Annotated in this window: 14 protein-coding genes; 11 read left to right on the forward strand and 3 right to left on the reverse strand. The window is 61.2% G+C overall.

What is annotated here, in order from left to right; genetic code table 11:
• Window position 1: 1 nt before the first annotated feature.
• Window positions 2-1,177 (reverse strand): hypothetical protein, encoded by a 1,176-nt coding sequence (locus ACOYQJ_RS00825; RefSeq protein WP_422904097.1) that lies wholly within the window; start codon window positions 1,175-1,177, stop codon window positions 2-4.
• Window positions 1,178-1,434: 257 nt separating this feature from the next.
• Here ACOYQJ_RS00825 and fabF point away from each other — a divergent pair, with 257 nt between their 5' ends.
• The gene (gene fabF, locus ACOYQJ_RS00830) at window positions 1,435-2,697 is read left to right on the forward strand and encodes a beta-ketoacyl-ACP synthase II (RefSeq protein WP_422904098.1); all 1,263 of its coding nucleotides are present in this window, start codon (window positions 1,435-1,437) and stop codon (window positions 2,695-2,697) included.
• A gap of 4 nt (window positions 2,698-2,701) precedes the next feature.
• The gene (mltG, locus tag ACOYQJ_RS00835; protein WP_422904099.1) at window positions 2,702-3,856 is read left to right on the forward strand and encodes an endolytic transglycosylase MltG; all 1,155 of its coding nucleotides are present in this window, start codon (window positions 2,702-2,704) and stop codon (window positions 3,854-3,856) included.
• A gap of 87 nt (window positions 3,857-3,943) precedes the next feature.
• Here mltG and soxR read toward each other — a convergent pair whose 3' ends face one another.
• Window positions 3,944-4,390: a redox-sensitive transcriptional activator SoxR gene (gene soxR, locus ACOYQJ_RS00840; RefSeq protein ID WP_422904100.1), complete on the reverse strand. Its 447-nt coding sequence runs from the start codon at window positions 4,388-4,390 to the stop codon at window positions 3,944-3,946.
• Window positions 4,391-4,478: 88 nt separating this feature from the next.
• Here soxR and ACOYQJ_RS00845 point away from each other — a divergent pair, with 88 nt between their 5' ends.
• The 5 genes from ACOYQJ_RS00845 to ACOYQJ_RS00865 all read left to right on the forward strand — a co-directional run bounded on the left by ACOYQJ_RS00845 (window position 4,479) and on the right by ACOYQJ_RS00865 (window position 9,746).
• The gene (locus ACOYQJ_RS00845) at window positions 4,479-4,859 is read left to right on the forward strand and encodes a VOC family protein (RefSeq protein ID WP_422904101.1); all 381 of its coding nucleotides are present in this window, start codon (window positions 4,479-4,481) and stop codon (window positions 4,857-4,859) included.
• A 301-nt stretch (window positions 4,860-5,160) separates the two neighbouring features.
• Window positions 5,161-6,537: a cysteine--tRNA ligase gene (gene cysS, locus ACOYQJ_RS00850; protein WP_422904102.1), complete on the forward strand. Its 1,377-nt coding sequence runs from the start codon at window positions 5,161-5,163 to the stop codon at window positions 6,535-6,537.
• 91 nt (window positions 6,538-6,628) lie between these two features.
• Window positions 6,629-8,245 carry a citramalate synthase gene (gene cimA, locus ACOYQJ_RS00855; protein ID WP_422904103.1) on the forward strand — a complete coding sequence of 539 codons (1,617 nt, stop codon included), beginning with the start codon at window positions 6,629-6,631 and terminating at the stop codon, window positions 8,243-8,245.
• Window positions 8,242-8,961: an SAM-dependent methyltransferase gene (locus tag ACOYQJ_RS00860; protein ID WP_422904104.1), complete on the forward strand. Its 720-nt coding sequence runs from the start codon at window positions 8,242-8,244 to the stop codon at window positions 8,959-8,961. Before cimA ends, ACOYQJ_RS00860 begins: the two co-directional genes overlap by 4 nt.
• Window positions 8,958-9,746, forward strand: coding sequence for a squalene/phytoene synthase family protein (locus tag ACOYQJ_RS00865; protein ID WP_422904105.1), 789 nt, complete (start codon window positions 8,958-8,960; stop codon window positions 9,744-9,746). Before ACOYQJ_RS00860 ends, ACOYQJ_RS00865 begins: the two co-directional genes overlap by 4 nt.
• 26 nt (window positions 9,747-9,772) lie before the next feature.
• Here ACOYQJ_RS00865 and ACOYQJ_RS00870 read toward each other — a convergent pair whose 3' ends face one another.
• A complete protein-coding gene (locus tag ACOYQJ_RS00870; RefSeq protein WP_422904106.1) occupies window positions 9,773-10,984 on the reverse strand; it encodes an MFS transporter in 1,212 nt (403 codons plus the stop codon).
• A 226-nt stretch (window positions 10,985-11,210) separates the two neighbouring features.
• Here ACOYQJ_RS00870 and ACOYQJ_RS00875 point away from each other — a divergent pair, with 226 nt between their 5' ends.
• From ACOYQJ_RS00875 to ACOYQJ_RS00890, 4 genes are all read left to right on the forward strand, one after another.
• Window positions 11,211-11,921, forward strand: a complete 711-nt coding sequence (locus ACOYQJ_RS00875; protein ID WP_422904107.1) for a precorrin-6A/cobalt-precorrin-6A reductase — start codon at window positions 11,211-11,213, stop codon at window positions 11,919-11,921.
• Window positions 11,894-12,535: a DNA-3-methyladenine glycosylase family protein gene (locus tag ACOYQJ_RS00880; RefSeq protein ID WP_422904108.1), complete on the forward strand. Its 642-nt coding sequence runs from the start codon at window positions 11,894-11,896 to the stop codon at window positions 12,533-12,535. Before ACOYQJ_RS00875 ends, ACOYQJ_RS00880 begins: the two co-directional genes overlap by 28 nt.
• Complete coding sequence (locus ACOYQJ_RS00885) at window positions 12,532-13,197, forward strand: alpha/beta hydrolase (RefSeq protein WP_422904109.1); 666 nt, start codon at window positions 12,532-12,534, stop codon at window positions 13,195-13,197. Before ACOYQJ_RS00880 ends, ACOYQJ_RS00885 begins: the two co-directional genes overlap by 4 nt.
• A 229-nt stretch (window positions 13,198-13,426) precedes the next feature.
• Entirely contained in the window at window positions 13,427-14,011 is a 585-nt protein-coding gene (locus ACOYQJ_RS00890) for an HNH endonuclease (RefSeq protein ID WP_422904110.1), read from the forward strand.
• Window positions 14,012-14,043: the final 32 nt, after the last annotated feature.

Consider the following 14,043-nt stretch of genomic DNA (forward strand, 5'->3'; position numbering starts at 1 on the left):
TTCAGGCGATATCTAGTTTCCAATGCCCAATATTGAACCACCCCTCAGCCATGAGCGTGGGCACGGGCGTAAGCTGTTCGTCGCCCAGTGCTTCCAAGATGCCACGCATTATTCGGGGGAATGCTACCTGCGCAAAGACGTCATCAGGAAGTTCGTCAACTGTTGTGGTCAGCGGATTGTTGAACATCTCGACGCGTTTGGCTTTTATCGTCTCGATGGATTTCAGCGCCCAATCATCCAAGTTGGCTGAAAGGCGACTGTCCCGCACGTTGTTGGGTGGACTCATTCGAAGTGCCAGACCGCTTGCGCAAGACCTTGATCCTGGCACAGTCATTTGCTCGTTGATGAACCCGGCGATACAAAAGGCGGCCAGCTTTGGCTGCTTGACTCGGTATAGATAAGTGCGCAGCTCAGTCATCGTACACATACGAGCTACCCCTTCCTGGGAAGCTTCTTCGTGTCGCCTCAAGGTACGAAGTTGTTGACGAAGTGCTAGACGTTCCTCGCGCTCGACCTTGGAATGGGGACTTTCGCCGAGCGCGGCGATCTTCTGAATGAGGCTATCGGTCTCGCGATCACGGATGACGATGTGTCCGTTGGGCCAATCCTGAAAATCCTCCCACAGCTCTTGGAAATCCAGCGAAAGCTCTGCACTGGTTTTTTCAAGTCTACCCTGCGTAGTGTGCCAAGTACCCAGTAGCGGCGATCGCGACGCGCTTCCCTTCGCCCCAAAGTGCTTGTCTGCAACTTGGGGGTCTTTCAAGGCGCGACGTAAGATTTCGCTCCAGCCGAGCAATACAACTTCAAAAAGATGGTTCTTGTTGTGCGTCTCATTAATTTTGCGCACGTGCGCTTGAAGGGTGGTATCGTCCGGAGCAGTGGTGAGGATATAAAAAGCCATAAGCTTTGGCCGGAACTCCTGAGCCGCCAGTACCTCATTATCGATTTGCTTGGCGGTGAGCCGGGAAACTGGCCACCTTGAACGCCGTTTGCATTGCAAGCCAATGGGATAAATCGCACCATTGCGACCTACGATGTCCACGCCATGCTGCCGCTGGCCAGCACGGCCGTGTCTAACCATTGCCGGGTCCTGCCAAGACGACTGGAAAACATCGGCACACAGTTCCTCGAACTGATCCCAAGATCGCGGCGGCGGATAGTCGGCAAGGATATGCATAAGGTGGATAAGCTCAAACTACGGATTTGGGTTCAATCTAGCAGCAGGACATCTGATCATCGATAGGTTGTTTCGTGCTGCCTTCAGCTTTTGGAGTAGCGTTGCTAGGTCCGCAAAGGGGACATTCCCAAACTATTTCGGTTGGCTTGCCGTTCTTCTGGCACCTTCCTGCCTTTACCCCTCACACCCCGCCCTTGCCCCCCAAGACCCTGTCAGGCTATAGGCAAGCCAAAGGATACACGAAGAAGGGCAGAGCCATGGGCCGACGTGTCGTTGTTACAGGACTTGGGCTGGTTACACCGCTGGCCTGCGGGGTCGAGGAAACCTGGAGCCGTCTTCTGGCCGGGCAGTCCGGGGCCGGAACGATCCAGAAATTCGATGCCAGTCATCTGGCAACCAACTATGCCTGCGAGGTTCCTTATGGGGACGGCACGGATGGCACCTTTGATCCGAACGCTTATCTGGACAAGAAAGAGCAGCGCAAGATCGACGAGTTCATCCTGTTCGGCATGGCCGCAGCGGCGCAGGCCGTCGCGGATAGTGGCTGGGCCCCCGAGGATGAAGAAAGCCGCGAGCGCACTGGCGTGATGATCGGGTCCGGGATTGGCGGATTGAACTCGATTGCGGAAACGGCGCTTTTGATCAAGGAAAAAGGGCCGCGGCGCGTGTCGCCTTTCTTTATTCCCGGTGCTCTGATCAACCTGATTTCTGGCAATGTCTCGATCAAATATGGCTTCAAAGGCCCGAACCATGCGGTTGTAACGGCCTGTTCGACGGGCGCGCATGCCATTGGCGATGCGGCGCGGCTGATCAAATACGGCGACGCCGACGTGATGCTGGCGGGCGGCGCCGAGGCGGCGATCGGTGAGATTGGCATCGCGGGCTTTAACGCCTGCAAGGCGCTGTCCACCAAGCGTGCCGACGATCCGACCAAGGCCAGCCGCCCCTATGACGCTGACCGTGACGGCTTTGTCATGGGTGAGGGCGCAGGCGTTGTCGTGCTGGAAGAATACGAGCACGCCAAGGCGCGCGGCGCCAAAATTTACGCCGAGGTTTGCGGCTATGGTCTGACCGGGGATGCCTATCACATCACTGCTCCGTCCGAGACCGGCGAAGGCGGCGAACGCTCGATGCGTGCTGCGCTGAAGGATGCCGGGATTGAGCCGTCGCAGATCGATTACATCAACGCGCATGGCACCAGCACGATGGCTGACACCATCGAACTGGGCGCGGTTGAGCGCATGTTGGGTGACGCGGCCAGCAAGGCCACAATGTCGAGCACCAAATCCGCCACTGGGCACCTGCTGGGGGCTGCGGGCGCGATCGAGGCCGTGTTCAGCATTCTGGCGATCCGCGATCAGGTGGCTCCGCCGACGATCAACCTCGACAATCCGGCAGTTGAGACCAAACTGGATCTGGCGCCCAATGCCAAGCGCGAACGCGAGATCACTTATGCGCTGTCGAACTCCTTTGGTTTCGGCGGCACCAACGCTTCGGTTGTTTTCGGGAAAGTGAGCTAAGCCTATGTGGCGCCACATTGCCTCGAACGCGCTGACCTTCATGGTCGTCGCGGTGTTTCTCTTTGGCGGCGTCCTGATCTGGGCGCAAAGTCAGTATCACGCGCAAGGGCCGCTGGCGCAGGCGATCTGCCTTGAGGTGCCACGCGGCACCAACATGAAGCGCGTCTCGCAGAACCTGGCCGACCAAGGGGCGATCAAAAGCGCGACCATGTTCCGGTTGGGCGCGGATTATACCGACAGGACGCAGTCGCTGAAGGCGGGCAGCTATCTTGTGCCCGAGGGCGCATCGATGTCGGAAATCGTTGACATCGTGACCAAGGGTGGCGCCTCGACCTGCGGCACCGAGGTGGTCTATCGGGTCGGGATCACCCGCGCCACCGTTCAGGTGCGCGAGATTGACCCGGTCACCGGGCGCTATGAGGAAAAGGCCAGCTTTGATCCGGGCGAGGGCGAGGTTCCCGACGTCTACACGCAGGTGCGCGAAAAGGGCGATACCCGGTACCGCGTGGCCTTGGCCGAAGGTGTGACCAGCTGGCAGGTGGTTCAGGAATTGGGGCAGATCGACGTGCTGGACGGCACGGTCGAAGTCCCGCCCGAGGGCAGTCTGGCCCCCGACAGCTATGAGATCAGTCCCGGGGATACCCGCGCCAGCGTGATCGAGCGGATGCAGGCCGCCCAAGAAGTGATCCTTGCGCAAGCTTGGCAGGAACGCGCTGAAGGACTGCCGATCGACACCCCCGAAGAGGCGCTGATTCTTGCCTCGATCATCGAGAAGGAAACAGGCGGACCAGACGAACGCTTTGATGTGGCCTCGGTTTTTGTGAACCGTCTGGAGCGCGGCATGCGCCTGCAAACGGACCCGACGGTGATTTACGGCATCACGCAGGGCGAAGCGCCCTTGGGCCGGGGCTTGCGTCAGTCCGAACTTCGGCGCGAGACACCCTGGAACACTTATGTGATCCCGGCCTTGCCGCCGACGCCCATCGCGAACCCGGGCCGCGCCAGCATCGAGGCGGCCCTGAACCCAGCAAATACCGACTACATCTATTTTGTGGCCAAAACGCTGGACCCCCGCGACGGGCACAACTTTGCCGAAACTCTTGAGGCGCATAACGCCAACGTCGCCGCGTATCGCAAGCTTGAGGCTGAGCGGCCTTAGGCGCGGCTGGACGACACCCCGACTGCGGGTCTTTGGTCCCGCAGCGGCCCGCCCTCCAGACCTGCGCCCTTGCTGGTTTCCTTGGTTTCAGGTGTCTTTCGACAGGACATAGCGCGGACCCGAACCGGTGCGGGCGGCTCGGTCTTCTGCGTTGTACAGGTGGCAGGCCTCAAGCGAGAGGCAGCCGCAGCCGATGCAGCTATCCAAGCGGCTGCGCAATCTTTGCATCTGGTCGATGCGCTGATCCAACACCCGTCCGAAGCGTTTCGAGATGCGCGTCCAGTCGGATTTCGCGGGCGCGCGGTGGTCGGGCAGAGGCGCCAGTTGCGCCTTGATTTCGGCGAGCGAGAACCCAAGCTGCTGGGCGATCAGAATGAAAGACAGTCGCCGGATATCGGCGCGGGCGAAACGGCGCTGACCGGCGGCGTTGCGGGTCGGATGCACGAGCGCTTCGGATTCGTAGTGACGTATTGCGGAGGTTGCCAGCCCGGTGCGCGCCGCCACCTCTCCGATTGTAAGTCCGTCCTTTGGCATGTCTCTGATTCCATGTATTTCTTAGTCCTTGCCTTAAAGTTTACTTGAACTCGTATGGTACTGTCATCAAAAACGAAGGAGCAAGATCATGACCGCACAATTGGAACACGCCAACATCACCGTCGCCGACCCGAAAGCCACCGCCCAGGTGCTGTGTGACCTGTTTGACTGGCGTGTCCGCTGGCAAGGCGCCGCCATCGACAATGGATTTTCGGTGCATGTCGGCTCGGACGCCGGATACCTCGCGCTTTACGCGCCGGGCACAGGTACGGCTGAGCCAGCGACGCGCTATCGCCACGAAGGCGGGTTGAACCACGTCGGTCTGGTTGTGGAGGACCTTGATGCGATGGAGGCGCGGGTCAAGGCTGCGGGCTTTGAACCGCACAGCCATGCGGATTACGAGCCGGGACGTCGGTTCTATTTCTTTGGACCGGATGGCGTCGAATTCGAGTTGGTCAGCTATGAGTGATCCGATCCTCTTTCTGGCCTATCCGGATCGGCTGCACTGCCATGTCACGCTGGCCCGGCTGGGGCTGCGCTGCAAACCAAGGCGGCGCTGGTTCCGACGGAGGTAAGATCGCCAAAGCGAAACCCACGCGCCCGGCCTCTTGGCGGGGCGCAGCTAACGTGGTACCATTTGCATATGAAGACCAACGCCGCCCTGATTATCTGCTGCATTACCTGCTGACATTGTCGGTGGGCCTGTCTTCTATTCCAATCCCCATGTGAAGTTGCTAAGCCCGCCGCGACCCTTCGCGCGAGGAAGACTCATGGAAATTTCGCTCACCAATTCGATGACCCGCAAAAAAGAGCGGTTCGTCCCGATCGATCCGCAGAACGTGCGCATGTATGTCTGTGGCCCGACGGTCTATGATCGCGCGCATCTGGGCAATGCGCGTCCGGCGATTGTGTTTGACGTTTTGTTCCGGCTGCTACGGCATGTCTATGGCCCGGATCACGTCACCTATGTGCGCAATTTCACTGACGTCGATGACAAGATCAACGCGCGGGCGGAGGCCTCTGGCCGGTCCATCGGGGAGATTACCGAAGAAACCACACGCTGGTATCTGGAGGATATGGGCGCGGTTGGCGTGATGGAACCGACGCAGATGCCGCGCGCGACGCAGTATATCCCGCAAATGGTGGCGATGATCGAAGATCTGATCACCAAGGGCAACGCTTATGAGGCCGAGGGACATGTGCTGTTCTCGGTCGGTAGCTACAAGGATTATGGGCGGCTGTCGGGGCGTTCTGTCGATGACATGATCGCCGGGGCGCGGGTCGAGGTGGCACCGTACAAGCGCGATCCGATGGATTTTGTTCTGTGGAAGCCTTCGTCGCGCGATTTGCCGGGATGGGACAGCCCTTGGGGCCGTGGACGCCCCGGCTGGCACATCGAATGCTCGGCCATGAGCTATGAGTTGCTGGGGGAGACCTTTGACATTCATGGCGGCGGCAACGATCTGCTGTTTCCGCACCACGAGAATGAGATCGCTCAGTCCTGCTGTGCGCACCCCAAGGGGGGCTTTGCCAAGGTCTGGATGCACAACGAGATGCTTCAGGTCGAAGGCAAGAAGATGTCCAAGTCGCTGGGTAACTTCTTTACCGTCCGCGATCTTCTGGATGGTCACGATGGCCTGCCCGGTGTGCCGGGCGAAGTGATCCGCTTTGTCATGCTGAGCACGCATTACCGCAAACCGATGGATTGGACGGCGGAGAAGGCGCGCGAGGCCGAGGCGACGCTGCGCAAGTGGCGGGCGATGGTGGACGGAACGCCAGAAGCGCAGGTCCCGGATCAGGTGCTTGCCGCGCTGGCCGAAGACCTGAATACAGCGGGCGCGATTGCAGAATTGCACAAACTTGCGTCAGCAGGTGAGGTGTCCGCACTGAAGGCCGGGGCGGGATTGCTCGGGCTGTTGAGTGACGAGATGGGCGGATGGGACGTTGTTTCGGTTGATTTGTCCGGACTGACGGAAAGACTGGCCGATGCTCGGATCAAGGCTATGGAAAGTAAAGATTTTTCCGAAGTGGATCGGATGAAATCTGCCTTGATTGCGGCCGGGGTGGAGGTGCGAATGTCCAAGGCGGGCGTCGAGTTGGTGCCGGGCACCGGGTTCGATGCGGGCAAGTTGGAGGGCTTGGCATGACTGAGCGGTGCGTCTTTGGCCGGTGTCGCAGTGGGGGCCAGCCCCCACACCCCCGGGATATTTTTGGACCAGTGAATGAGGGAGCCGGGGCATGAAAGAGCGGCTCTATCTGTACGACACAACGTTGCGCGACGGGCAGCAGACGCAAGGCGTGCAGTTTTCGACGGCGGAGAAGCTGCGGATCGCGGCGGCCTTGGACGGGCTGGGGATTGACTACATCGAGGGTGGCTGGCCCGGAGCAAATCCGACCGACAGCGCGTTTTTCGAAGAGGTCGGGCAGACGCAGGCGCGTCTGACGGCTTTTGGGATGACCAAGCGGGCCGGGCGCTCGGCTGAGAACGACGATGTTCTGGCGGCGGTTCTGAATGCCGGGACCGGGGCGGTTTGTCTGGTGGGTAAGTCGCATGATTTTCATGTGACCAAGGCGCTTGGTGTGTCGCTTGAGGAAAACCTGGACAGCATCCGCGCCAGCATGGCGCATCTGGTTGCCTCAAGGCGCGAGGCCTTGTTCGACGCTGAGCATTTCTTTGACGGCTACAAGGCCAATCCCGGCTATGCGCTGGATTGCCTGAAGGTTGCCTTGGACGCCGGGGCGCGCTGGGTTGTCTTGTGTGACACCAATGGTGGGGCCTTGCCGCATGAGATCGGGCGGATCGTCAGCGAGGTTGTTGCGGCGGGCATTCCGGGCGAACAGCTGGGCATTCACACGCATAACGACACCGAGAATGCCGTTGCGGGCAGTCTGGCGGCCGTTCTTGCGGGGGCTCGTCAGGTGCAAGGCACGCTCAACGGGTTGGGCGAGCGCTGCGGCAATGCCAATCTGACCTCGTTGATTCCGACGTTGCTGTTGAAAGAACCCTTTGCCAGCCAGTTCGAGACTGGGGTCAGCCTTGAGGCGCTGCAAGGGCTGACGCGGGTCAGCCGCATGCTGGACGACATCCTGAACCGCGTTCCGATGAAGCAGGCGCCTTATGTGGGGACCTCGGCCTTTGCGCACAAGGCAGGTCTGCACGCCAGCGCGATCCTCAAGGACCCGTCGACCTATGAACATGTGGTGCCGACCTGTGTGGGCAACGAACGCATCATTCCAATGTCCAATCAGGCGGGGCAATCGAACCTGCGCAAACGTCTGACCGAGGCGGGTTTGAGCGTTGAAAAGGGCAATCCGGCCTTGGCGCGCATTCTGGAACGGGTCAAGGAGCGCGAGAGCGAGGGGTATTCCTATGACACCGCGCAGGCCAGCTTTGAGTTGTTGGCGCGCGAGGAATTGGGCCAGTTGCCGGACTTCTTCGAGGTCAAGCGCTACCGGGTGACGGTGGAGCGGCGCAAGAACAAGTACAACAAGATGGTCAGCCTGTCCGAGGCAGTGGTCGTCGTGAAGGTGGACGGCGAGAAGAAGCTGTCGGTGTCTGAGTCGATGGACGAGGAGGGATGCGATCGCGGCCCGGTGAACGCGTTGTCCAAGGCTTTGGCCAAGGACCTTGGCCCTTATCAAGGCATGATCGACGATATGAGACTGGTCGATTTCAAGGTGCGTATCACGCAAGGCGGCACCGAGGCGGTCACGCGGGTGACCATCGACAGCGAAGATGGCAAGGGGCGGCGTTGGTCCACCGTGGGGGTCAGCGCGAACATCGTCGATGCCTCGTTCGAGGCCTTGCTGGACGCCGTGCGATGGAAGCTTGTGCGGGACGGCGCGAAGGGATGAGCGCTGCGTTTTTCACCTTGCACGACGACTTGCCGCGCGAAGGGCCTGGCCGGGCCGAAGATGTGGCCTGGGCTCTGGGGCTTGGCGGGGCGATGCCGGGCGCGCGGGTGCTGGATGCGGGCTGCGGTCCGGGCGCGGATATCTCGGCGCTATTGCTGGCGGTGGCCCCGGGCGGGCATGTCGTCGCGGTCGATGCGCACGCGCCTTTTGTTCATCAGGCCGAGCGGCGCTGGGGCCGGGATTCCCGTGTGACCCTTGTCACAGGGGACATGCGGGATGTGGACGGGCCTTTCGATGTGATCTGGTGTGCCGGGGCGCTCTATTTTCTTGGGCTTCTCGATGGGCTTCGGGTGATGCGGGACAAGCTTCGGCCCGGTGGTTTGATGTGTTTCTCCGAGATGGTCGTCCGCGTGCCCGCGCCCGATGCCGATCTGCGCGCCGCGCTTGAGGCTGAATATCCCGCGATTGGCGATCAGACCCGTCTGAAAGGAATGATCCGCGCCGCAGGGCTGGACCTGATCGGGCAAAAGATCCTGCCGCGTGCCTCGTGGGAGGCGTATTTCCAGCCGATGGAAAAGCGCATTGCGCAGCTGCGGCCGACGGCGGATGAAGATCTGGCCGCCGTATTGGACGAGGCCGAGGCCGAGATCGCGCTGTGGCGGCGGTATTGGGAACAGTTCGGCTATGCGCTTAGCGTGGTGAGGCGGCCTGAATGAGCGATCCTTTCGAGAATAACGCCGATCTGGTGGCCTGCGCCAAGCTGGTTCAGCAGGGCGATCCAGACCGTTTTGCGGCGGCCATGGCAGCTCCGGTGTCGGCGCGCACCGTGTTGTTCCCGATCTACGCATTCAACATCGAAGTCAGCCGCGCGCCCTGGATGACCCAAGAGCCGATGATCGCGCAGATGCGGCTGCAATGGTGGGCTGATGCGCTGGAGGAAATTCGTGCGGGCGGCATGGTCAGACGACACGAAGTGGTCACGCCGCTGGCTTTGGCGATTGGTCCTGACGGCGCCGTGCGCCTGCAGGATCTGGTTGAAGCGCGGCGTTTGGATATCGAAAAAGCGCCCTTTGAAGACGAGGCCGCATTGCTGGCCTATCTGGAGCGAACGACCGGGGCCTTGGCCCTGTCCGCCGCCGAAGCCTTGGGTCTGCGCGGGTCGTTTGATGATCTGTCAGCTTGGGGCAGGGCGGCCGGACTGGTGCGCTATTTGCAGGCGGTGCCCGAGCTGGAGGCGCGGGGCAAGCTGCCTTTGCCGGATGGCCGTGCCGACGCCTTGGCGCGACTGGCCGAGGCCGAGTTGCAATCCCTGCAGGCAGTTGGCGGGTTGCGTGGACTGAAGCGGCAGCTTGGCAAAGTGCCGTCAGCGGCGGCTCTGGAATTCTGGCAGGTGCCTGCTTTGCTGCGCCAGATCGTCAAAGATCCGGGTGCGGTTGCGGAGGCACGTTTGGGGCTGAGCGAGTTTGGCAAACGCTGGCGTCTGCTCTTGGCGGCAAGCTAAGCTGACCGGGCGGGCGGCTTGGCCCGTCAGGCGAATTCGTCCTTTGGGCGCAAGACCAGCCAGATCAACGCGCCGCCAGCCAGCACGAGGAACGGCGCCATGGCAAGGTTGACCGCTGTCCAACCCGCCTGCGGCGTGCCGCCCGAACAGTTCATCAATCCACCCGACGACAGTGAGGCAAAGGTCACACCACCAAAGACCAAAAGATCGTTCAGGCCCTGCATACGGCCGCGCTCGTGCGGCTCGTGTGCACCAGCCAACATGGTCGTGGCGCCGATGAAGCCGAAGTTCCAGCCGACGCCCAGAAGGATCAGCGCCACGAAGAACTGCTCAAGCTCAACACCGGACAGGGCGACGGCGCCCGCACCGGCAAGGATCACGAGGCCGGAGGCGACGATCTTTTCCACTCCAAAGCGCGCGATCAGGTGTCCGGTGAAGAACGAGGGGATATACATCGCCAGAACGTGGGCCGTGACCACATCCGCGGCGTTGTTCTTGGTGAAACCGCAGCCCACCACCGCCAGTGGCGTCGAGGTCATCACAAGGTTCATCAAGGCGTAGGACACCATGGCGCAGATCACCGCGACGGCGATGCGCGGGGTCTTGAGCAACTCGATCCGGCTGCGCCCCTTTGGCGCGTCCTCGGACGGAACGGGCGGCTTGGGGATGCGCAGGAACAGGAACAGGCCCGAGCCGATCACATTGACGGCGATCACCGCCAGATATGTTCCGAAGAAGGGGATGACATAGGCGTCGGCCGTGAGCTTGACCAATTGCGGCCCGATGATGGCCGAGACCAAGCCTCCGGCCATGACATAGGAAATCGCCTTTGGGCGAAATTCGTCAGACGCGGTGTCAGCGGCGGCAAACCGGTAAAAGCCCTGCGCTGACATGTAGATGCCCGTCAGCAGCGAGCCAAGCAAGTATATCGGGAAGGACGCCACATAAAGCCCGTAGGCCCCGACCGCGCCGCCAAGCGCGCCGCCAAGCGTGCCGAGCATGAACCCTTGTTGCCGACCAAGCTTTTGCATCAGATGCGACACCGGCGTGGCGGCGAGCATCGAGCCCAGCACGATCAGCGAGATCGGCAGCGTCGCAAAGCACGGATTGGGCGCCAGCGACTGACCCGCCAGCCCGCCAATGGTAAAGATCATCGGCATCTGCGCGCCCAAGAGCGCCTGTGCGGCGACGAGGACGGCGACATTGCGCCGGGCTATGCTGTCGGTGGGCTGTGTCATGGGCAAATGGGTAAGCGGCGCTGCCAGATATCGCAAGAGGGGAATGTGTGAGCAGGGGCCACATTGATACAATTAAATTGTGCGGCTTGAGCGCGCTTGATGATCTGGCGGGGCTGCTATCAATTAGTGCGCTTCCGCGCGCCCTTGTTCAGAAAACCTGCGAGGCGACGCAAAAGCGCCTTTGTGGCGCTTGTGGTGGGGCCTGAGGGTGGCGTATCGGGGAGCCATGAAGACGGTGTTGATCATTGGTGGCTCGGCCGAGGCGCGAGGTTTGTCGCGCGCCTTGCCCGGGGCGTCGGTGCGCTTGCCGGTTCCCGAGCGCGTGGCGCAGGCTTGGCCGGGTGAGGTCAGTTTTGGCGCCGTGACGGCGGAATGGATTGCACAAAAAGGGGTGAGAGCCGTGATCGAGGCTGCTCATCCTTGTGACGATCATGCCGCATGGCAGGTGGCGCAGGCCTGCGGCGAGGCTGGGGTGGTCCGGCTGCAATTGGTGCGCCCGCAATGGCGGGCCAGACGGCGCGATCACTGGGTGCGTTTGCGCCGACCCGATGAGGCGGCCCGGATCATCCCCAAAGGGGCGCGCATTCTGCTGACCACGGGCCGAGCGCTGCTGCCTGGATTTCGCGGGCTCGACGCCTATTTTCTCGTGCGGCGGATCGGCACCGCTGCGGTGCCTTTCCCGCTGCGGCAAGGCAAGTTTCTTTACGGCGAGGGGCCGTTCTCGGTGGCCGAGGAGATCGCGCTTTTGCGCAGGGAACGGATTGACTGGCTGGTGATGCGCAATGCAGGTGGCCTTGGCGGTTGGCCCAAGCTGGAGGCGGCGCGGCGGCTGGGGTTGCCAGTGGCTATGATCGACCGGCCCCGGCGTCCGGGAGGGCCGCGGGTTCATACGATTGAGGAGGCATTGGCATGGCTGGCAAAACAGCAGAACGCGTGATCATGGGCAATGCCTGCGTCGCCGAAGGGGCAGCTTGGCTGGCAACTCGGGATACCCGTTTCGAACAGGCGCTTGCGCAGACCGGGCCTTTGCCTTTGCGTCTGCGTCCTGATGGCTTTGCGCAACTTTTGCAGGCGATTGTCAGCCAGCAGGTCAGCGTCGCCTCGGCCCGGGCAATCTGGAGCAAGCTTGAGACCGCAGAGATGACTGACCCCGAGGCAATTCTGTCGGTCAGCGAAGATGACCTGCGGGCCTTGGGTCTCAGCCGTCAAAAGGCCAGCTATGCGCAGGCTTTGGCGCAGGCGGGGATCGACTATGTTGCCCTGCGCCCTGCGCCCTCGGGCGAGGTTGTGCGCCGATTGACCGCCGTAAAGGGCATTGGTGTCTGGACGGCGGAAATCTATGCGATGTTCAGCCTTGGCCGCGCCGATGTCTTTGCTCCGGGCGATCTGGCCTTGCAAGAAGGCGCCCGTATCCTGTTCGATCTGCCGGAACGGCCCAAGGATCGCGCCTTGCGCCAGATGGCCGAAGACTGGGCCCCTTGGAGATCGGTTGCGGCCCGCATTCTGTGGGCCTACTACCATGTGGTGAAACAAAGGGAGGGCACCCTGTGACCCGCGTACTTCAAACCGGACGCAAAGAACCCGTTTCGGGCGACAAGAGATCCTGTGTGGTCTTTCTGCATGGCTATGGCGCCAATGGGGCAGACCTTTTGGGCTTGGCCGATCCGCTGGGCGAACATCTGCCCGACACGCTGTTCGTCGCCCCTGATGCGCCGGAAAGCTGCGCCGGGGCACCGTTTGGATATCAGTGGTTTCCGATTCCCTGGATCGACGGCTCATCGGAAGAGGAATCGCGCAGCGGCATGCTGCACGCGGTGGACGATTTGAACGCCTTTCTTGATGCGCTGATGGTGGACGAAGACCTGATGCCCGAGCAGGTGGCGTTGGTAGGTTTCAGCCAAGGCACGATGATGAGCCTGCATGTCGGGCCCCGCCGCGAAGACGAACTGGCGGGGATCGTCGGGTTTTCGGGGCGGTTGCTGGAACCGGAATTGTTGGTCGATGAGGTGGTCAGTCGCCCTCAGATACTCTTGGTGCATGGCGATCAGGATGATGTTGTGCCGCCGCAATCCATGCCTCAGGCCGCCGAAGCCTTGCAAGAGGCAGGATGGAAAGAGGTCTATGCCCATGTCATGAAGGGCACCGGCCACGGTATTTCGCCCGATGGGCTTGGCGTTGCGCTGGCCTTTTTGCGGGACAAATGCCGATTCTGAACCGTGACGGATCAGCGGGCGGGGACTGCCGCCTCGTGGATCGCTCTGACCTGCGGGGAAATGCCTGTCATATGGGCGTTACCCGGTTGTTCTAACTGTCGTGGTGACCACAGCATTTTGCGGGGCTTGCAGGATCGCAAACACGAGATATAGTGGTTAATAGCTGGGGCGGGGTGTCCCGCTCTGGTGCTTGAAAAACAGGCAGACAGGGCGGAGGATGAGTCCCCCAATGGACGGCGATTTCAGAACTTCATTTGTCCGCGAGCCGGGCGTGTTAAAGCAGCATCCTGCCTTGGTGCTGAACGCGGATTACAGGCCTTTGTCCTATTACCCGCTCAGCCTTTGGCCTTGGCAGGAGGCGATCAAGGCGGCCTATCTCGACCGGGTGGACATCGTGGCCGAGTATGACGAAGTGGTCCACAGTCCAACTATGACGCTGCGAATACCCAGCGTGGTTGTCCTGAAAGACTATGTGAAACCCAGAAAGCGCGTGGCCTTCACGCGCTTTAATCTTTTCTTGAGGGACGAATTTCGCTGCCAATATTGTGGCGGCAAGAAAGAGCTTACCTTTGACCACGTGATCCCGCGCGCCTCGGGCGGAGTGACCAGTTGGGAAAACGTTGTGGCGGCCTGTGCGCCTTGCAACCTGCGCAAAGGGTCCAAGAGCGTGCGTCAGGCAGGCTTTTCCTTGCGCAAACCACCGCGTCAGCCGGGGGCGCAAGAACTGATGAACCTTGGCCGAAAATTTCCGCCCAACCATTTGCACGACAGTTGGATGGACTTTCTGTACTGGGATGCGGAATTGGAGGCGTAATCAAACGCCGCCGGTTTGTCGTGTCTCAGTAG

Origin of the sequence: Pacificoceanicola algae (genome assembly GCF_049341065.1) — a bacterium.
In the GTDB taxonomy this organism is placed as follows: Bacteria; Pseudomonadota; Alphaproteobacteria; order Rhodobacterales; family Rhodobacteraceae; genus Pacificoceanicola.